Here is a 20,010-nt window from a genome sequence, read left to right as displayed (position 1 = left end):
TGCTTCATCGGGAGCCATCACATCTATGAATAAATTATTACTATTTTTTGCGCTGTTATTAATACCATTTATATTAAAAGCACAAAACAAGGCCATTATTAAAGGCCAGATAATAGACTCGTTAACAAATACCCCCATTGAATTTGCGACCATTGCAGTTTTAGATACCCGCGATACCACATCTACCCTGCTGGCTTATACCCTGAGCGATAAAACCGGTAACTTCAATTTACACAACCTGCCATCCGGTATCCCACTTAAAGTGCTTATTTCATTTGTGGCTTACAAACCGTACCGCAAGCTATTCATACTAAAAAAAGCAGAAACGCTTGATCTTGGAAATATCAGCGTTTCTGCTAAATTAATGAACGAAGTATTGATCAAGGGCGAACGAATGCCTATTGTTGTTAGGAAAGATACTATTGAATTTGATGCCGAAGCTTTTAAAACCCGTCCCAACGCAGTTGTGGAAGATTTGCTGAAAAAATTACCCGGCATTGAGGTAGCTAACGATGGCATCGTAACCGTGCAGGGTAAAACGGTGACAAAAATATTGGTTGACGGCCGGGAATTTTTTGTGAACGACCCGCGCATTGCAACCAAAAACCTTGATGCCGATATGATTGCAAAAGTTCAGGTTTATGATGATAGGGAAAACGACCCTAACCACCGCATCCCGACAAACCTGCTAAATAAGATCATCAACCTTAAATTTAAAAAAGTGCTGAAGAAAAGTTTGTTTGGGAAAGTTTACGGTGGTGGCGGCACGCAGGAACACTACCAGGCGGGCACCCTGATAAATTTGTTCAGGGATACGTTACAGGTAAGTTTATTGGGCTTAACCAACAATTTAAACAGTACTGGCTTTGATTTTAATGACCTTTATACACTGGGCGGTATAGACCGGGGCGGCGATGCCTTATCAGGTGCTTCGGGATTTGGCAGGGAGGTAGTTGGAAAGGCAGCAACCACACTGGCTGGCGTCAATATTAATAATGATTACCGTAAAGGATTAAAATTAAATTTTGCTTATCTATATACACGTTTAAAATCGGAGCTTGATACCCGCAACAACAACCAGCGTTTCATTGGCGATACTACGTTGATTACTGCATCTGCTAATGACCGTATAACTACCAGTAATAAGCACAGCATTAGCAGTACATTAACCTATAAACCCGATGTTAATCACAGCCTTACCTATACGCCCACAGTTAATATTACCGAAGATTTTACAACCCGTACCAACACCGGTAATAGCTACAGCAACTTTATTAACCCCATCAATCAGTCGGTTAGTAATTACAACTTCCCGAATAAAAACTTCAGGTTTCAGCAAGCGTTCAAGTATAATCAAACCTTGGGTAATGGTTCGGCAATTACTATTGATCATAACCTGGAGATAAGCCCTGCCAGCAATGTAGAATCTGAAAGTCAGGCACTCACATCTTATTTATCCTCGTTTCCATCGTATGCTTATCAGCGTAAAACATATGCCAGAGCGAAAAACAATGATGCAAGTGTAACTATCAATTACTTTAAGCCTTTATTTAAAAAACTTAATGCAGATGTAACGCTAAATTTGGATTACAATACACTGGCAGATAAGCTATCGGCATACAATTATAACCCGGTAACGGGTTTATACGACAGCGTTTTGGTGGCTACAAATCACGATTTAAAACGAACCAAATTTATTGAGGCGATAACGCCTGGAATAGCTTACACCTTTCCGCACGAAATAATTTTGAACGCGCATTTGCTGATGCAGTTTCAGCAGGTGAATAATATATTTAACAGGAACTCGGCCGATATTGATCAAAATTTTGTAAATCTGTTACCTAATATAAGTTTGAATGCGGGCAACTTTTCGGCGAGCTATAATAAAGGTTTAAACCTGCCGAACATTGGCGATATGGTGCCGTATTCAGTAGTTTTTAACCCATTGTACACGGTAACCGGTAACCCATACCTAAAACCGACCACTACAAATAATTTTAATTTAAGCTATAACAAGTATAATTATCAAACCGGTGTGAACTATAATGTATCTGCAGGGGCTGTTTTTGAGCAAAATACAATTTTCAGGCAGCTTACCATCGATGAAAATTTAGCAGAAACAAGCACACCTATAAACCGTAACGGAAGACATTCCTACAGTTTAAGCGGCAGATACACAAAGGGTTTAAAAAAACGGAATGGTTTTCAATTTAGTGCTTCAACCAGTGGCAACGTTTACCTGATGCATGATTTTTATATACTTAATTACCAAAACGGATATCAGAACAATATCAACGCTACACTATCGCAGCAGTTTTCTGCAAACTGGAAAGATATTATTGAATTTGACCCTCAATATACCCTAACAGGCTACAGAACTGCTTACACCGGCATAAATAACAACAAGCAAACCTTTTTAATGCACAATTTTTACATTCATTTCATGGTGTATTGGCCAGCCCACATGAATTTAGAAGGGAATTATAACTATTTTCATAACCCAATGTTGCCTGCGGGATTTCAGCGAAACAGCAATTTGCTAAGCCTAAGCCTCGCCCGCCAATTCCTGAAAAAAGACCGTGGTGAGCTAAAACTATCATGCTATGATATTTTAAACCAAAACATTGGTACCACCCGGCAGATAACGGAAAACTCCATTTCGGACGTTCAATCGCAAGTTATAAAAAGGTATTTTATGCTTACGCTGCAATTTAAATTCAACAAATCGGTATCTGTTGGCGATGCCAAGTAACGCTACAATTCAATAATCATCGGATGGTCTCTTATTGCAGGGTTACTGAATTAACATTATTTAAAGTTTGCGTTGCCCACGTTCCAGTTTACAACTCATTATATCCATTGTAACAAAACGTTTGCAATAAGCCCCCAAACCAGCCTGTAGCTGCAATAAATTTCATCTCATCAATCCTATTGCATATTTTAGGTACATGAAAAACTCTAACCACAATTTGGGCTTTGGCATGTGGCATAAGGCAAGGCCATTTGTTTTAGGCATGCTGCTTTGCAGTGGCGGAAGCGCCTTTGCGCAATCCACCAACCCGGTGATCAATAACATAGTGACCGAAGAAACCAGTAACTCGCAATTGCAGAAACTGGCGCATGAACTTTTTGACGGCATAGGCCCGCGTTTGGTAGGCACGCCGCAAATGAAACAAGCCAATGATTGGGCGGTAGCAAAATACAAAAGCTGGGACATAAGTGCCCGCAACGAGAAATGGGGCGAATGGCGCGGCTGGGAACGCGGCATTTCGCATATTGATATGATATCGCCAAGGGTAAAATCATTGGAAGGAACGCAGCTGGCCTGGAGCCCTGGCATGGGCAACAAAACAGTTACCGCCGAGGTTATTGTGCTGCCAGATTTGGCCGACTCTTTAGCTTTCCAAGCCTGGTTACCCAAGGCAAAAGGCAAACTGGTAATGATCTCTATGTGCCAGCCTACAGGCCGGCCCGACTATAACTGGCAGGAATTTGCTACCAAAGAATCATTTGATAAAATGAAAGCCGAACGTACAGCAATGACAGATGCCTGGAAAAAACGCATCAGTAAAACGGGCTATACTAACAGGACCTTGCCTGTAGCACTTGAAAATGCAGGCGCAGTAGGCATACTCACCAATAACTGGTCGGCAGGTTTTGGGGTTGATAAGATCTTTTCGGCATATACCAAGAAAGTGCCTACCGTTGATATTGCTTTGGAAGACTATGGCATGCTGTACCGACTAAGCGAATCTGGCGGCAAGCCCTTGATCAGCCTGCATACCGAATCAAAAGAGTTGGGGGTTGTGCCTACCTTTAACACCATCGCCGAAATAAAAGGTACCGAAAAACCTGACGAATACGTAATGCTAAGCGCCCATTTTGATTCATGGGACGGCGGCACCGGCGCAACGGATAACGGAACAGGTACGCTTACCATGATGGAAGCTATGCGTTTACTTAAAAAATTCTATCCTCATCCTAAACGCACCATTTTAGTGGGGCATTGGGGCAGCGAGGAAGAAGGCCTGAACGGCTCACGCGCTTTTGTAGAAGATCATCCCGAAATAGTAAAAAACCTGCAGGCTTTGTTTAACCAGGATAACGGTACAGGCCGTGTGGTTAACCTGAGCGGTCAGGGTTTTGCCGATGCGAAGGATTACCTGGGCAGGTGGGTAGCGGCTTTACCAGATTCGCTTAAAAACCGCATTAAAACCAGTTTCCCGGGTCAGCCAGGTGGTGGAGGGTCCGACTTTGCATCCTTTGTGGCAGTTGGCGCTCCGGGCTTCTCGCTGAGTTCGCTTAACTGGTCATACGGGGCATATACCTGGCACACCAACCGCGATACTTATGACAAAGTTGTATTTGACGACCTGCGCGACAACGCTATGCTGGCCGCCATACTGGCGTACCTTGCCAGCGAAGATCCGGCTAAAACAAGCACCACTAAAACCGAGGGCATCAAATGGCCCGTACAAATTAAAAGTACCCGCCGCGGCGGACTGGATAAATAATCCATTATAACCATATATAAAAAGAGCCGCCCGGGCGGCTCTTTTTATATCGTCAAAGCCATATCAATTCACGGTATCCCGCTTTACCACCTCATAGTCAATACCGGTAATGCGATGCTGTGGTTTCAATAATTTTACCTTGTGTTTTACGTAGCCCTCCTTATCCTGTTCAATTATATAGGCTATGTGGTGGCTGTTAAAAGAATCACCGCCGTCCTGCTGCGCCAGACTTATCAATTGGGTAAGGGTGGTAAAATTGATCTGCTTAAAAGCATCTTCAGTTATAAGACTCGTGTTTTCAGTTTTCTTGCGATTATAAATAAACGTGGGATTTTGATCATATTTAAGGCACTCGCACTTAATAGCATAATATTTAAAAGCACCATCAATACCTGTTTGCAGCATCCGGTCGTTAACCGGGGTTTTAAGGGTATCAACCAGGTAATATACCGTATCAACTTTACGCAGCTTTTGGGCAGTAGCGGATAAAGAGGATATCAATATTACCAACAGGATATTCATTAATGTTCTCATAATTATGCTACCAGGTTTATATAGTGATCGACCGACACAAGCTGATCACTATATAAAGATGATAAAATAATTACTAAATCAATGATTTTTAGATGAGTAAATTACCGCTGTAGCAGGCATATTACAAAGCAATATTAAGCCATTCCCAGCCAGCCTTTATTACAATTCCAAAGTTATCCTGCCGATAGTTCTGCCGCTTTCAATTTGCGTATGCGCTTCGGCCATCTTTTCAAAAGGGAAAGTTTTGGATACGTGCGATTTTACAATGCCTTTTTCCAAAAGATCAGCTATGGCTTTCATATCGTCACCATTTGCCTTTACCATAGTTAGTACGCTTGTTACACCTGCATCTTTACCTTTTTGAATAGATGAATCATGCAACGGACCGGTTATTGTAAGCACTTTTCCACCTTTTTTGGTAATGGCGATGGAGCGGTCGGTATCTTCGCCGCCAAACGCATTAAGTACAAAATCTACGTCGCTTAATATTGTGTCAAAATCCTGGGTTTTGTAATCGATGTGTTCATCGGCACCAAGGCTCAACACAAAATCTTTATTAGCTGCAGACGAGGTACCTATAACGTAGGCACCTAAATGCTTGGCCATTTGTACAGCATAATGCCCTACCCCGCCCGATGCCGCGTGGATCAGTACCTTGTCACCAGCTTTAACGTTGCCGTGCGTGGTTAAATTTTGCCATGCGGTAAGGGCGGCAAGCGTTGCGGCCGCAGCTTCGTTGTGGGTAATGTTTGCCGGTTTTAATGCCAGCTCATTAGCTTTCGCGGCTACGTATTCGGCATAAGCACTGCCTAATTGCGGGAACGCGATCATGGAGAACACTTCATCGCCTACTTTAAGATCGCTTACATCGGCCCCAACCTGGGTTATTACCCCCGAAAGATCCCAGCCCAATATAACCGGCAGTTTATCTTTTATCACGTGATTCAGCGATTTGCCAAGCCTTGCTTTTGCATCTACCGGGTTAATGCTCAAATATTTTACTTTTATAAGTACTTCATCGTTTTGGATAGCAGGTACAGGAACCTCCACAAGGGTTAAGTTATCTACACCGCCGAATCCGTTTAATGTTATCGCTTTCATTTTTCTTTGCTTTATTTAACAGATCAAAATTATACCAATAAAAATAATCAAATTGGTACATATACGTTATAATTTGGTATTTTTGCCATCATGCTAAAAGAAAATCTGTACCAGCCATTCAATATTTTTTACAAAACATTGGATAAATGCCCTAAAATGGAACATCAGCATAATTTTTTTGAGCTGGTGTATGTGATATCAGGCACGGGCAAACAGTATATTAATAAAAGCAATTTTTCTTATCATCCCCGGCACATGTTTTTACTTACACCCGAGGACAGTCACTCTTTTGAAATAGAAACAACCACCGAATTTTTCTTCCTGCAGTTTAATGACATCTGGCTAAAGAACAGCGGCTTACTTACCGATAACGTTAAACGACTGGAGTTTATATTACAAAATGCAAGCCACAAACCTGGCTGTATCCTTTGCAATCAGCGGGATAAAAGTTTGGTTGGCCCTATGGTAGATGCTATCAAACAGGAATTTGATCATCGCGATGTGTACGACAAAGAATTGATACAGCAATTAGTGAATACCATAATCATTATAGTAGCCCGCAACATTGCCATGCAACTACCCGGACAAATGGATATGGGTACCGAAGAAAAAGCGATGGATATTCTGCAATACATACAACGGAATATTTATTACCCTGAGAAGTTGAAAGCCGAGGCGATCAGCAATAGTTTCGGAATTTCGGAGGCTTACTTAGGCAAGTACTTTAAAAAACACGCTAATGAAACACTGCAGCAATATATTACCAATTACAAAACAAAACTGATTGAGCACCGCCTGCAGTTCAGCGATAAACGCCTTAACGAGATTGCCGACGAGTTTGGTTTTACCGACGAAAGTCATTTTAATAAATACTTCAGAAAGCAGAAAACACATAGCCCCAAGGAGTACCGCAAACTTGTACGGTTGCCTCAACCAGCTTTGAATTAACCTTTTATTGGTATCGTAAACCAAAAAGTGCTCCCTTTACCCGGTTCGCTGTTTACGCCAATTTCGCCGCCATGCCGTTTTATTATTTCGGCGCTGATATATAAGCCAAGTCCAAGACCTGAATTTTGAAAACCCACTGCTTCGGCCTGGTAATACCTTTCGAACAAATTTGGCAGCTTACTTGCCGGGATGCCGGGACCATTATCTTTTACAGAAACACGGGCATTATCGCCTTCTTTTTCAATAATGAGATAGATCTTTAAAGATTCTGGCGCATATTTTACGGCGTTGTTAACCAGGTTAACAATAACCTGGTCTATAGCATGTTCATCGGCGCGTACCTGTAATTGCTCATCGCCATGAATAATAAGCTCATATTTACCGGCCACCCTGATGTGATTGCAACAAGCGTTTAACATATCATGTATGGTAAACGTTGTTTTATTAAGCCTGAGCTGAGAATCATTGGTGCGGCTCACGTTCAGCAGATCTTCAACCAGCGAGCTTATTTTTTGCATACTCCGGCTCGATTGTTCTATCAATCTGGGCAGCACTGTAGCCGATGGGTTATCTTTCATCCGCTCCAGCAGTTGTAACGATGCTTTAAGACTGGTTATCGGTGTTTTAAGTTCGTGGCTGGCAATACTGATAAAATCGTCTTTTTGTTGATTAAGGCGCTGTACCTGTGTAATATCAAGCAAGGTTCCTAATATTTTGTACGGCTTATGTTCCTGATCGTAAAACACTTTACCCTGCACCCTTATCCAGTGTACAGATTTATCGGCATAAATAACCCTCGCTTCGTAGTAAAGCTTGCCGGTTTTGAGGGCATCTGCGTGGGCTTTAGCTCGTGCCTGCCTGTCGTCCGGATGAATGGTTGCTGCAAACTCCTCCCGTTCGAGTGGCCTGTCGAAACCAAATATAGTATTAAACCTGTCGGAGGTTATCATCACATTGGTATCCAGGTTAAGGTCGAAGGTACCTATTTCAGCTGCTTCAATGGCAAGCCTGTTGCGCTCTTCAATTTCCTCAATACTGCGGCGGGCCTTAACTTTTTCGGTAACCTCTATTGCCAAAACCATTATCGCATTTATAGATCCATCGTAATAAGGCAAAGGCTCATAAACAAAATCAACAAAAACACTTTCGGGAATACCGTTACGATTAAGTGATAGTTCATGCTCTTTGGCACTAAAGGCAATACCTGTACTTATAACCTGGTTCATTACCGGGGCATAAGTTTCGGCCGCTTCGGGGATAGCCTGCCAAATGGTTTTATTTTCCAGCTCGCCGCGCTGCCGACCAACCAATTCCAGATAAGCATCATTTACATCTTGGATCAATAGATTGCCGGCACGGATAATACAAATACCTATAGGAGCTTGCCTAACCATGCTCCTGAAACGGCTGTTGCTTTCTGATAATTCTTCATAAAGGATCCTGAACTGATCCTGAGATTCTGTTAGCTCCTCGTTTGTTGTCCTTAATTCTTCGTTTGACGCTGCAAGCTCTTCGTTAATCGCGGTAAGTTCTTCGGCCATATCCTGCTCGCGTTGCTGGCTTAGATATCTTGGGGTAACATCTGTGGCTGTATGTAAAATACAATAGGTTTTACCTTCGGCATTTTTTATAGCGCGGTATTCAAAATCGAAATAAAAGGTTTGCAGCTTTCCTTCAATTTCAAGATCGGCAGGCGTGTTTGTTCCAGATATGGTGATCCCTTCGTTCCATACCTTTTTAAACATATCTATAAAGGGCTGCCCCTTTAACTCGGGCAAAGCATCCTCTAACGATTTGCCAATAACACGTTTATCCTTACCCCAAATGGCTATCATAGCGTCATTGGCATACTGAATTATGCTATCCACACCATAATGTATAGCGATACCGCTGTGGTACTGCGACAAAACATCTAATAATTGCTGGTTGCTGAGTGGCTGTGCCGGGTCGCTCATGTATGTTTTTTTAAGGTATTATAACCAATTGCAATACAAAAGGTTTGGCGAATATAAATTGTTTAATTAAAAATGAAACTGGCTGATACAAAAAAATAGCCGCCCATTTTTAGGGCGGCTATTTTTCGTGATATTATATTGAAGTTAATAATAAATAACTACTTATCATGCGTGTAAAATGTAAGTTCTTCCATCGCCATAAAGCTGCCATTACCCCAATTTGTTAAACATTTAATGCGGATGTACCTAACCTTTGGCGAGCCAGCAGGCAATACAAATTCTTCCCCGGCTTTTGCATAAGCAACATCGGTAGCGGTTACAGTACCTAACGGTGCGCCGGATGGTTTTATGGATGTGCACGAGGTTAACTTTGTCCAACTGCTATCATAGCTACCATCGGGATTAGGGTTATTGCTGCCCCATACCTCAAACGTTTTAACATTTTGCTGATCGTACAGCCTGTCGTTAGCCTGCCACATCTTAAACCTGCTTATAGAGGCAGATGCTCCCATATCCATGGTAAACCAGCATGGGATCTGATTACGGGTGGCAAAACCCGGCGGATTATAGTTTTCGTCCCATAAAAAATTCTCGAGCCAGCCGTAGCCGCCTTCCAATACATCAGTAGGTAGTATAACTATCTTAAAGTTCGATTTTAACATCTGCCTTTCAAATTTTGGCAATGTTACCGATGATGCAGCCGGTGAAAAAGTTTCGAATGCGCTTGAATCTGGCTTGTATAATGATTTGTAGGTAAGCTGAGTGCTTTCCTTATAATCGGGCAGCTCGGTATTTACTTCATTTGGCGAAACAATGATCTTACGTACCACACCATTTAAGCCGGTATAATTAACTTCAATACCCAACTCACCACCGGCAGGTTCACCCCAGGCAAGTTCAATTTTGTTGCCATCTGTTGATTGCGTTAACGACTTTAATGTTCTGTTGGTTAATGAGGCCAGGTAACTCGGACCGTAAACCACCCCAGAAGCGTTGCTTACAACCGATTTATGGTTTTGGCTATCATACGTATAAACAACAAAGTTATAGTTCCCTTCGGTTAGGTTGGGGATGATGACAGTCGCGGTGTCTTTACCGGCTGTGCGTGTAACGGCCACATCGATAGAATCCAGCAGGTTATTCCAATAGATCCTGATTTTAGTTACCAGCGGATCATTCCCCAAAACTACCGCAAGCTGCACCCGGTTGTAACCCGAGCGCACCAGTACAGAATCGGCCCGGCCGGGATAAGTGATCTCGCCCCCTGCCTCGTATTTTTTATAGGCATCGCCTGTGGTTTTTGTACACGAGGTTAACCAGGCAACCGCGCCAAACACACATAGCAAAGCAAAATATTTTATTGTTTTCATAAATTCAATTTTGATCGTTAATTATTTTGTATCGCCCCACATCATCAATTCATAAAAATTCACATAGGTACCGTTCGACCAGTTTTTCAGCGTTTTAAACCTTATGTAGCGCACTTTTGGCGTATTCAACGGGAAAGTGACGGTTTCGCCTGCTGTGGCAGCATCGATATCAGCTTGCGAAAGCTGCCCCTCCGGTAAACCCGATGGTTTTATCTGGGTATGTACAACCAAAAGCGTCCAGCTGCTGTCATAACTGCCATCCGGGTTGGGGTTATTAGATCCCCAGATCTCTACAACGCGCGGGTTATGTAGCGTATAAAAAAAGCCTGGGCGCATAAACCAGCTTAAGCGGCTTAGCTTGGCGGTAACACCCATATCATAGGTAAACCACTGCGGCATCCTCGCGGCATCGCCGGTATGGTAAAATCCATCCTGCGTATTGCCATCAAAAAGGCCTGCAATAGTTCCGTTGTAGCCAAGCGGGGCATCAGTAGGCAGCACCAAACCTTTCATTTTTGTACGGTCTAATAATTCTTCAAACAAAGGCGTAAGCGTAACAATCAGCGTATCTGATAAATTGCCCCACCTGTCCCTTACAAACACACCAAATTTTGTTGGGGTTGATGGCAGGCCTCTTATAGAGAAATCGCCTTTTTTAAGATTGGTATAGTTGGTGTTAATAGGCGAAAACTGACCAAGTGAGTCGTTAGTTAACACTACAATCGCCATACTCTCTTCGGTACTGTTAAAGAATTTTATGTTAATTCCGCCGAAGTCTGGCGTTACAGTGAGGCTATCCCTAACAATTTTAACCGTTGGCGTAAGCGGATGCACCGTTACCTCCAGCGGGCTCGAAGCGTTTTCGCTTTTATCAACCGCGTAAAGCGTAACCTGGTAAGCGCTGGTATCGCCAAATCCAACAACAGTTAAATCACTGTTATAGCGGCTCACCTTTGTTTCCCGCACAACACCTTGTTTGGTTTTATAAGAGGCTTTTACATATAACAGATCGGCATCGGCAGGTACCGAATAACTTATTTTTGCCGCCCCATTTAGATTTATTACCGTCACATTACTTATAGGCCCGGGTGCAACCGAATCTTTTGTAATGGGACCGCGGACATCCTGCTTGCATGAATTTATGACCAATAAAGCCAAACCAATGCCGCAGATAAAAAATATCTTTTTCATTATCTTATATTTTAGATGGATATAATTATTTGTTGACAACATTTTCATTTTTTAATTACCATCCGGAGTTTTGAACCAGGTTTGGATTAACCTGCAGGTTATATTCCTTAATTGGCCAGAAGTAATCACGCGGTCCAACAAATTTTGGATTGTACAACAATACCCTGCGGTTATAATCTTCAAATGTGCTTTGTAAGATATCCCAGCCATAAATTGGCGCACTCAACGTTTGCGGTGCTGTTTTCCAGCGGCGCAGATCCCAGAAACGGCTGCCTTCAAATGCCATCTCAATATTGCGCTCGTGCTGAATGATATCGCGCAGGCCATCAACAGTTGTGTACTTGGTTGGGGTAGTTGAAAAATTAGTCCATGAACTTTCAACTGTGTTTAGTCCGGCCCTTGCCCTTATCTGATTAAGGTAAGGCAATGCAGCTGCAGAATTGCCCGATTCATTTAAAGATTCGGCGTATAGCAGGTAAAGATCGCTCAGGCGCATCACCGGCCAAGGGTATGATTCAACTGTTGTATTAGTGGCCGTATAAACCAGGTTCCAGTTAACTATTTTTTTGGTGTAATAACCGGTAACTGAATATAAACGACTTTGTTTTTTACCCGTATACTCGCCTAATTTACTTTGGATATTGAAAGTACCGTTTTTCATGAACCAGGTTGATCCGTCGAAAGCCATATCTGCATAAAACCGGGGCTCTCTTTCAAAATGTAGCCCTACCGTTTGGTAACCGTTTTGCATCCCGGCGTCCTGCGCGGTAACAGTACGTAGTTTAAAACGGTTGGCATAATCCCAGGTTTTATCTTCTTCAATGGGTACACCGTTTTTTGTATAAAACAACTCGGCCATTTTTAATGGAGGAGCCAATTTCCCTTTCATATCCAGATTGATATTATTAGGATCAAGCTGCGGACAGGCAAATTCCTGCAACCAGAATGTTGGGTTACCACCCGATGTTAAACCCCATATCAGCTCGCTGTTCCATTTTTCACAAACAGAGTTACGGATATTCATTTCGGTTTTTTGGGCATCATTTACTACCACAATACCAGGGTTAAAATAATATAGCTTTAATCCCGCTGCCGTGGCGGCATCAATAGCTATTTTACAGGCATCGGCCGCTCGGGTCCATTTTGAGGCATCATATTGCGGGTTAAACAACAATTTTCCATCCCGGCCTTTTAAACCTGCAAAATCATTATTGCCGTTAAACAAGGGGCTTGCCGCTGTAACCAATAAACGCGCTTTAATAGCCAGTGCCGCAACTTTGGTAATACGACCGAGCTCTGTAGCGCTACTTGTGATAACACTTGGTAAACCGGTGTTATCATCACCCGCGGTGGCTTGATCAATAAGGTTTGAAATATAGTTCACCACGGTATCAACCGGTTGCCTGAAAACTTTAAGCTCTTCTGGTGATGCAGTGATTGGTAAATTTTTATCGGCGATAGGTATCGGCCCGTACATTCTGAATAAATACCAGTGAAAATATGCTTTCAGGAATTTAGCCTCGGCTATCCAGCGTACCTTTAAATACGGCTGCAAATCGGTTACCTTATCCACATTATCTAAAAAAGTATTACAAGCCCTTATGCCCTGCCAAAGCGATTTACCATCATAACCGTCCCAATAATTCATGTAAGGGTTAGCCCGGTTCTGGTTACCCCGCGCTATGTTATAAGGATCGAGGTAAAAGAAATCCTCGGTCATTGGCCAGTAGGTCCATGCTTCGTCGCCGCCGCTAAAGGCCGGGTTTTTATCCGGATGTCCCTCTTGCGGAAGATAGGAATAGCAGGTAAATAAATATTTTTCGGCCTCGTTACGGTTAGCAAACGCGTTATCAATGGTGGCAACGTTATCCGGCACCACATCCAGGTAACTTTTTTTACAGGCAGACAGGCATACTATCCCCAGGAACAGTAATGCAGGTACCGCATGTTTTCGATTTAAGAAGCTTAAAAATCGAGTATATGTATTTGACAATTTCATGTTGTTTTAATTTTAAGGGGATTATAACTGAATATTTAATCCTACGTTAAACACCTTTTGAATAGGATAACCCAGCCCGTTACTGCCTTGTTCAGGATCCCAAAGCTTAAAGGCGCTTATCAGGAACAGGTTACTGCCATTGGCATAAAACCTCAAGCTTGAAATGTGGAATTTTCTTAAAGTTTTCTCTTTAATGCTATAACCTATCTCGGCAGTTTTCATTCTTAAAAAGGCGCCATCGCGCATCCACCAGTTTGATGGTTGGTTGTTATTGGCATTTTGAGTTAAGCTAAGGCGTGGCCAAAGGGCGTACAGATTACGGTTATCTTCAGACCAATGGTCTTGAGCTATCACATCAAGTAAACCGTGCTGATTAGCCCCATTGGTAACAAACGGCGATACCGCGCTTGGGTCAATAAAGAATGACGACCTGGCCGAGCCCTGGAAGAATGTGCTGATATCGAAGTTTTTGTAACCGAATGAAAAGCCAAAACCATAAATGATCTCGGGCGTGGTTGGATAACCCAATCCATTTATCATATCCAGATCGGTGATCTGTCCGTCGCCGTTTAAATCGCGATACTTGATATCTCCTCCCCTTACTTCGCCGTAATTTTGTTTAGGCGAGTTCTTTACATCTTCATCATCAACAAATAACCTTTCGGCAACAAGACCATAAACCTCACCTAATGACTGCCCTACCCTTGAAAGGTATTGCATGTTTGAAGGATAATTTGGTTCTTCATTTACCAAAAGCTTACTGGCAGCATAAGTAAACGTACCACGCATTTGCAGCCAGGTATTGCCAAAGTTCTTGTTGTAATCCATAGATACATCAACACCTTTGCCTTCGGCAACGCCAACGTTTGCACTTACTGGAGCGGTAAGACCTAATGTGGTTGGGATATAAGCCCTTTGCATTAAAATATTACTGCGATGTTCTTTATAGGCATCTACTACAATGTTCAGCGCATCAAATAAACCAAGATCCATACCTATGTTGGTTTTCTTTGATTTTTCCCAGGTTATGCCTGTATTGGAATACCTTGAAATAGAAACACCCGGCCTTGAATAAGCGTAGTTTTCGCCAAAGTATGAGCCGAAGTTTCCGTCGCTAAGGTTTACGTTTGATAGATAAAAGAACCTGTCGTTAACGTTACCTATCTGGTCGTTACCCACTAACCCATAAGTTGCGCGAAATTTCAGTTTAGTTATTGTTCTTGACAGTGGCTCAAAAAACTTTTCGTTATTTACATTCCACGCCACACCTACAGATGGGAAAAAGCCGTACCTGTTATTTTTGGCAAAGCGCTCAGACCCATTATAACCAAAATTGGTTTCAAAAAGGTAACGATCGTTATAACCATAAGTTAACCTGCCCGATACCCCCTGGTTTCTGAAAGGAAGTGATGATTGCAGATCGCCTGCATTACCTGTGAGGTAGTTTCTTTGAATACCTATAAGCAAGCCGCTTACATTGTGTACTTTATTAAAAGTACGGTTGTAGTTTAAAGCAACCTCGCCATAGGTGGTAGTATTTACCGTTTTGTTTCCTTCTTTATAATTAAGGTACTCTGTGGCCGTGGTTTCGTTCAGCAGATTTAAATTATATCCCCTTGGATCGGTATTAGATGGACTGGCTGAGTAGTAAAATGGATTATACTGCCGGCTTAGATTAAAATACGAATAGCGCTGGGTATAAACCATTCCCCTGGCCGAAAGACCTTCGGTAATAAATTTAAGATCCTGCTTAAGCTCAACCTGTACATTTAACGTTGATGTACTATATTGTTGAAAGCCCGATACCATATCGGCATACGGGTTATCATAAACATCGCCGTTTGAACCTCTTGGCGCGTTACCAAACAAAGGGTGCTTAACCAATGGCAGATCTGAAGCCGGGAAAGTAGCTGGAAACAACACCGGGTTTGCATTTAACGCGCTGGCAAAAATAGCGCCGCCACCGCCAATAGGTCCGTTATAATCATCAAAATCGCCAGATGTTCTTAATATAGCCTCTGTAGATGAAGTAAGCTTTACGTTAACATTTGAACGAATCTCATAGCTTTTTAAGTTAACATTGTTATTAAAGTTATTGCCGCTTTGTGCCTTTAATACCCCGTTATCCTGGTTGGCGGTTGCCGCGATGTAGTATTGCGCCCTGTTAACACCGCCACTTAAATTTAAGTTAAAACGCTGATTGTTGGTGTAGTTTTTAATAAGCTGCCCTATCCAGTTGTTGCTTGGGTAAAGCAGTGGATTATCACCGGCCTGTGTATGGTCTATTTTATTTTGAGTGTATGGCAGCGGTGATAGTGGGTTCCGGGTTAGCGCAGCCTCGTTTGCCAGTTTCATGTAGGTAATGTTATCGGCCAGGGCAAAGTTTTGCGTGTTTGAAGATGTAGAGTTTTCAAAACGTACATTGAACTTGGTATCGCCAACTTTACCAGATTTTGTGGTCACCAAAATAACACCGTTTGCACCACGCGCGCCATATAATGACGAAGCGGCGGCATCTTTAAGGATTGAAAAGCCGGCTATATCATCGGGCTGCAGGCGGGCCAGGTTGGTTGATGTTGATTCCATTCCATCTATCAGGATCAGCGGATCAATTTTACCCGAACCAAATGATGTTATACCTCTTATAAAGAAAGAAGCATTATCGGCCCCCGGCTCGCCGCTGCGCTGGTAGGATATTAAACCCGCCACGCGCCCCGCAAGCATAGTGGTTAAGTTACTGGTTGGCCCTTTTAATTCTTTGGGGCTAATGGTAGTAATGGAACTTACCATACTTTCCTTTTTCTGTACGCCGTACGCAACAACCACTACCTCGTTGAGGTTGCTGTTGTCATCAAGTAACACAATATTGATAATGTGCTCGTCTTTTACGGCTACTTCCTGTTTTACAAAGCCAATAAAGGAAAACACTAAAGTGCTGGATGCACTGGGGGCTTTAAGTGCAAACTTTCCTTCGTTATCGCTTATGGTACCAATGGTGGTACCCTTAACGGTAACACTTACGCCGGGCAGCACAAGCCCCTTGTTGTCGGTTATTTTACCGCTCACAGCAAATGACGATTGTGCCCTGGCGGCAAAGCCCGGAAGCAGCAAAAGAAAAAAGCAATACAGGTATTTCACCTTTAAATAGGTAAAAATTCTTTCATTCATAATTGGTTTGAGTAAAGGTTTAACTTATAATGAGTTATTTGGTTATTTGTACATACATAATTACATATTAAAAATGTTACAAGCAAATTTTTTGAAAAAATTTATTCATGAGGCTTTTATCAGCCATTATTAATTAATAAATAGGCATTTAGGATAATTTAAGCGCAGAGAAAACTAACAAATAACACCTGAAATTGACTAAGTAAAGTAGGTTTATACTATACATATGTACTTACATTATATATATGTATTTACATAGCTAAAACGTTTTATTAAGGATTTTTTACTTGAAAAATCCCAGCTAAGAAATGTGCTAAAAAGATATAAAGGGGACAAAACGCACCTATTATACGTAACGACCTGAAAGTTTTGCAAACGTTTGCGCAAAGCAGTAATTAAAACCACAAAAAACGTTTAGCGGTTCTTAAAAGATCAAAAAAGCGCGTAAGACTTCATAAATTAACATAAAATTAACCGGCTGGCTGACCAATATGTAGCTTGTTGGACCAAAGATTAAAGAGCAAGGAATAAGGATAAAGACCAGCGCTAAAACAAAACGCCTAAAGCTATTAAATAGCTTTAGGCGTTTTGTTTTAGGATATGTTTTGTGTTAGCTTATCACTTAGTAACCCCATGCAAGCGGTACATCTGTAGGCTTGGTGCCCCAGTTTTTATTAGGTTTGGAACCCATTACAAACTCGAGTTTACCGCCATCGGCAATGTCATTTTGAGTGATGTAGGTTTTACCGTAAGCTTTGCCGTTTAGTTTTACCGATTGAATGTAGCAATTGTTTTTACCTACATTTTTGGCATCCATGGTGAACGTTTTACCGCCGCCTAAACTAATTTCGGCATGTTTCAATATCGGCGATCCTATCGCATAAACACCATTAGCAGGATTTACCGGGTAAAAGCCCATAGAGCTGAAAGTATACCATGACGACATCTGGCCACAATCTTCATTACCAGAATAGCCCGACGATGAATTGTTATACAACTCATTCAAAACCTTGGCTACGTAAAATTGTGTTTTCCAGGGCTGGCCCGAAAAATCATACAAATATGTTATATGGTGACTTGGCTCGTTACCATGCGCATACTGACCAATAAAGCCAGATGCATTACCATTCACCTCACCTGGTTTATCTCTCAGGGTGAAAAAGGTATCCAGTTTTTGATTAAATGCTGTGTTACCGCCAACCAAACCTATTAATCCGGATACATTTTGCGGCACATACCAGAAATATTGCCATGCGTTAGCTTCGGTGTAAGGGCTACCGCCATTACCACCGTATGATTGCGGATTAAACGGTTCCTGCCAGCTGCCATCTTTAAGTTTGGCCTGGAAAAAACCTGTTTTCGTATTGTACAGGTTCTTATAAAATTCAGATCGTTTGATGAACAGATCATAATCCTCATCCTTACCTAACTTTTTAGCAAGCTGGGCCACACACCAGTCGTCATAAGCTACCTCAAGGGTTATCGATACCGATTGCGATTCCACATCTTCGGGAATGTATTGGTATTTTGCCCATGCTGTAAATGGCGAACCGGGATGATCTGTTAAAGACGATCCTTTAATAGCCGCATAAGCTTTTTCTACATTGAAACCAGGGATGCCTTTCAGCGCTGCATCTACAATAACCGGGATGGCGTGGTTACCTATCATACAATAGTTTTCATCACCCCATAATTGCCATATAGGAAGGTAGCCATAACTATCATACTGGCGCATCATGCTATTGATAAAAGCTGTAGTTTTTTCCGGTTGGATCAACGTATACAGCGGATGCGCGGCACGGTACGTATCCCAAAGCGAAAAAGTTGAGTAATGTGTTTTATCCGGCGCGTTGGCAATGCTCAGGTCGGTTGCCTGGTAGTCGCCATTAACATCGGCCATGTTATTGGGCTGGGTAAAGGCGTGGTATAAGCCGGTATAAAATATCTGCTTTTGCTCCAGCGTACCGTCTATCTTAATTTTTGAAAGTTCTTTTTCCCATTGCGCGCTGCTTTGACTGCTTGTGGCATTAAAATCCCAACCGGGTAGTTCGGCTTTAATGTTCATGCGGGCGTTTTCGGTACTAACCGGCGAAAGGCCAACCTTTACCATAATCTGCTCTTTATCGGCAGTGTTAAAGTTTAACGCAGCTTTAAGATTGCTGCCGTTAATAATAGTAAGATCGGGATATGTTTTACCGCCACTCGCTAAAACAGTGCTGATGAATGGTTTTGAAAACTCGGCATGGAAATAAATCTTACGCAGCTTGGCCCATCCGCTTAAAATACGGTAGCCTTCAATAGTATGATCATCAACCACGCGAATTTCGGCCCCAATAATTTTACATGACCAATACCCCCTCTTTTTATCCAGCGAGTGATCCATATCAATAATAATATGTGATTGTGCATTCTGTGGAAAGGTATACCTGTGTAAGCCCACATGCGATGTTGAAGTTAATTCGGCGTTAATATTATAGTCTTTCAGCATCACCTGATAATAGCCTGGGCGGGCGGTTTCTTCCTTATGAGAAAACGCCGAGCTGTAACCGCTATGCGGCTTATCGGGAGTGCCCGCGTTGAATTTAACATCGCCGGTAGTTGGCATCATCAGTACGTCAAACAAATCGGCAACGCCGGTACCGCTAAGGTGATTATGGCTAAAACCTACTATGGTCTTGTCGTTATAATCATAGCCCGATGCAGGATCATCCGGTGCATCGCGGGTATCGGGGCTAAGCTGTACAAAACCAAACGGAACAGTTGAGCCAGGAAAATTACTTCCGGAAAGGCTATTCTTATCAACAGCGCCGGTACCTATAAATGGATTAACGTATTGAACGAAAGTACCGTCTGGCTTTGTTTGCGCTAATACTAATGAGCTGAAACAAACTAAGCCGATGCTTAAAACTTTTTTCATTGTGAGAGATTGCTAAAATTTTCAGCCAAGATAATATAAAATCGGGCTCAAATCCATCAATTCCAACAGTTAAGTAAAAGGTTTTACCATAAATACTCCCACAAAAGTGTTACAATAGGTTGCTTTGCTGATTATCAGTTTGTTTTATTTATTAAGTAGCGTTATTTTACTTAATAAAACCGATTCCCCAACAGGGTATAATCAGCTTTTTTTCAGCAGTTTTTAAGGATAAAAAAAGGCCGGTTCATGTATTGCGGATCAGTAGATAAATAAGCACTTTCGACAAACCTTTATTTAACCAGCATGACAATTA

Annotated in this window: 11 protein-coding genes; 3 read left to right on the top strand and 8 right to left on the bottom strand. The window is 42.2% G+C overall.

All coding sequences use genetic code 11. From position 1 onward, the window contains the following. Positions 1 to 25: 25 nt before the first annotated feature. Positions 26 to 2,752: an outer membrane beta-barrel protein gene (locus BLS59_RS27985; protein WP_091156175.1), complete on the top strand. Its 2,727-nt coding sequence runs from the start codon at positions 26 to 28 to the stop codon at positions 2,750 to 2,752. Between the two features lie 196 nt (positions 2,753 to 2,948). Then, positions 2,949 to 4,514, top strand: a complete 1,566-nt coding sequence (locus BLS59_RS27980; RefSeq protein ID WP_240315362.1) for a M20/M25/M40 family metallo-hydrolase — start codon at positions 2,949 to 2,951, stop codon at positions 4,512 to 4,514. Positions 4,515 to 4,577: 63 nt separating this feature from the next. Here the strand turns inward: BLS59_RS27980 and BLS59_RS27975 are convergent, their stop codons facing one another. Continuing rightward, positions 4,578 to 5,048, bottom strand: a complete 471-nt coding sequence (locus BLS59_RS27975) for a hypothetical protein (RefSeq protein WP_143014267.1) — start codon at positions 5,046 to 5,048, stop codon at positions 4,578 to 4,580. Between the two features lie 159 nt (positions 5,049 to 5,207). Beyond that, positions 5,208 to 6,149 (bottom strand): NADP-dependent oxidoreductase, encoded by a 942-nt coding sequence (locus tag BLS59_RS27970; RefSeq protein WP_091156170.1) that lies wholly within the window; start codon positions 6,147 to 6,149, stop codon positions 5,208 to 5,210. Between the two features lie 90 nt (positions 6,150 to 6,239). Here BLS59_RS27970 and BLS59_RS27965 point away from each other — a divergent pair, with 90 nt between their 5' ends. After that, complete coding sequence (locus tag BLS59_RS27965; RefSeq protein ID WP_091156167.1) at positions 6,240 to 7,097, top strand: AraC family transcriptional regulator; 858 nt, start codon at positions 6,240 to 6,242, stop codon at positions 7,095 to 7,097. Here the strand turns inward: BLS59_RS27965 and BLS59_RS27960 are convergent. The 6 genes from BLS59_RS27960 to BLS59_RS27935 form a co-directional block, all read right to left on the bottom strand. Then, a complete protein-coding gene (locus BLS59_RS27960; RefSeq protein ID WP_091156164.1) occupies positions 7,094 to 9,052 on the bottom strand; it encodes a PAS domain-containing sensor histidine kinase in 1,959 nt (652 codons plus the stop codon). The genes BLS59_RS27965 and BLS59_RS27960 overlap by 4 nt on opposite strands. Positions 9,053 to 9,210: 158 nt before the next feature. Beyond that, positions 9,211 to 10,422: a DUF4998 domain-containing protein gene (locus tag BLS59_RS27955; protein WP_091156160.1), complete on the bottom strand. Its 1,212-nt coding sequence runs from the start codon at positions 10,420 to 10,422 to the stop codon at positions 9,211 to 9,213. A 21-nt stretch (positions 10,423 to 10,443) separates the two neighbouring features. After that, positions 10,444 to 11,613, bottom strand: coding sequence for a DUF5000 domain-containing lipoprotein (locus BLS59_RS27950; RefSeq protein ID WP_162842799.1), 1,170 nt, complete (start codon positions 11,611 to 11,613; stop codon positions 10,444 to 10,446). A 55-nt stretch (positions 11,614 to 11,668) separates the two neighbouring features. Continuing rightward, on the bottom strand, positions 11,669 to 13,612 hold the full coding sequence (locus tag BLS59_RS27945) for a RagB/SusD family nutrient uptake outer membrane protein (protein ID WP_091156153.1): 1,944 nt from the start codon (positions 13,610 to 13,612) through the stop codon (positions 11,669 to 11,671). A gap of 21 nt (positions 13,613 to 13,633) precedes the next feature. Then, a complete protein-coding gene (locus BLS59_RS27940; RefSeq protein WP_091156150.1) occupies positions 13,634 to 16,780 on the bottom strand; it encodes a SusC/RagA family TonB-linked outer membrane protein in 3,147 nt (1,048 codons plus the stop codon). A gap of 622 nt (positions 16,781 to 17,402) precedes the next feature. Further along, positions 17,403 to 19,697, bottom strand: coding sequence for a GH92 family glycosyl hydrolase (locus BLS59_RS27935; RefSeq protein ID WP_091156146.1), 2,295 nt, complete (start codon positions 19,695 to 19,697; stop codon positions 17,403 to 17,405). Positions 19,698 to 20,010: the final 313 nt, after the last annotated feature.

It is taken from the genome of Mucilaginibacter pineti, from assembly GCF_900101875.1.
Lineage (GTDB): Bacteria > Bacteroidota > Bacteroidia > Sphingobacteriales > Sphingobacteriaceae > Mucilaginibacter > Mucilaginibacter pineti.
Note: the sequence above shows the minus strand (reverse complement) of the source record. Positions and strands in the feature narration are given on the sequence as shown.

Bases quoted from the DNA above. Each gene is read 5' to 3' on its own strand.
- BLS59_RS27985 (WP_091156175.1), top strand. From the start codon at position 26: ATGAATAAATTATTACTATTTTTTGCGCTGTTATTAATACCATTTATA.
- BLS59_RS27980 (WP_240315362.1), top strand. From the start codon at position 2,949: ATGAAAAACTCTAACCACAATTTGGGCTTTGGCATGTGGCATAAGGCA.
- BLS59_RS27975 (WP_143014267.1), bottom strand. From the start codon at position 5,048: ATGAGAACATTAATGAATATCCTGTTGGTAATATTGATATCCTCTTTA.
- BLS59_RS27970 (WP_091156170.1), bottom strand. From the start codon at position 6,149: ATGAAAGCGATAACATTAAACGGATTCGGCGGTGTAGATAACTTAACC.
- BLS59_RS27965 (WP_091156167.1), top strand. From the start codon at position 6,240: ATGCTAAAAGAAAATCTGTACCAGCCATTCAATATTTTTTACAAAACA.
- BLS59_RS27960 (WP_091156164.1), bottom strand. From the start codon at position 9,052: ATGAGCGACCCGGCACAGCCACTCAGCAACCAGCAATTATTAGATGTT.
- BLS59_RS27955 (WP_091156160.1), bottom strand. From the start codon at position 10,422: ATGAAAACAATAAAATATTTTGCTTTGCTATGTGTGTTTGGCGCGGTT.
- BLS59_RS27950 (WP_162842799.1), bottom strand. From the start codon at position 11,613: ATGAAAAAGATATTTTTTATCTGCGGCATTGGTTTGGCTTTATTGGTC.
- BLS59_RS27945 (WP_091156153.1), bottom strand. From the start codon at position 13,612: ATGAAATTGTCAAATACATATACTCGATTTTTAAGCTTCTTAAATCGA.
- BLS59_RS27940 (WP_091156150.1), bottom strand. From the start codon at position 16,780: ATGAATGAAAGAATTTTTACCTATTTAAAGGTGAAATACCTGTATTGC.
- BLS59_RS27935 (WP_091156146.1), bottom strand. From the start codon at position 19,697: ATGAAAAAAGTTTTAAGCATCGGCTTAGTTTGTTTCAGCTCATTAGTA.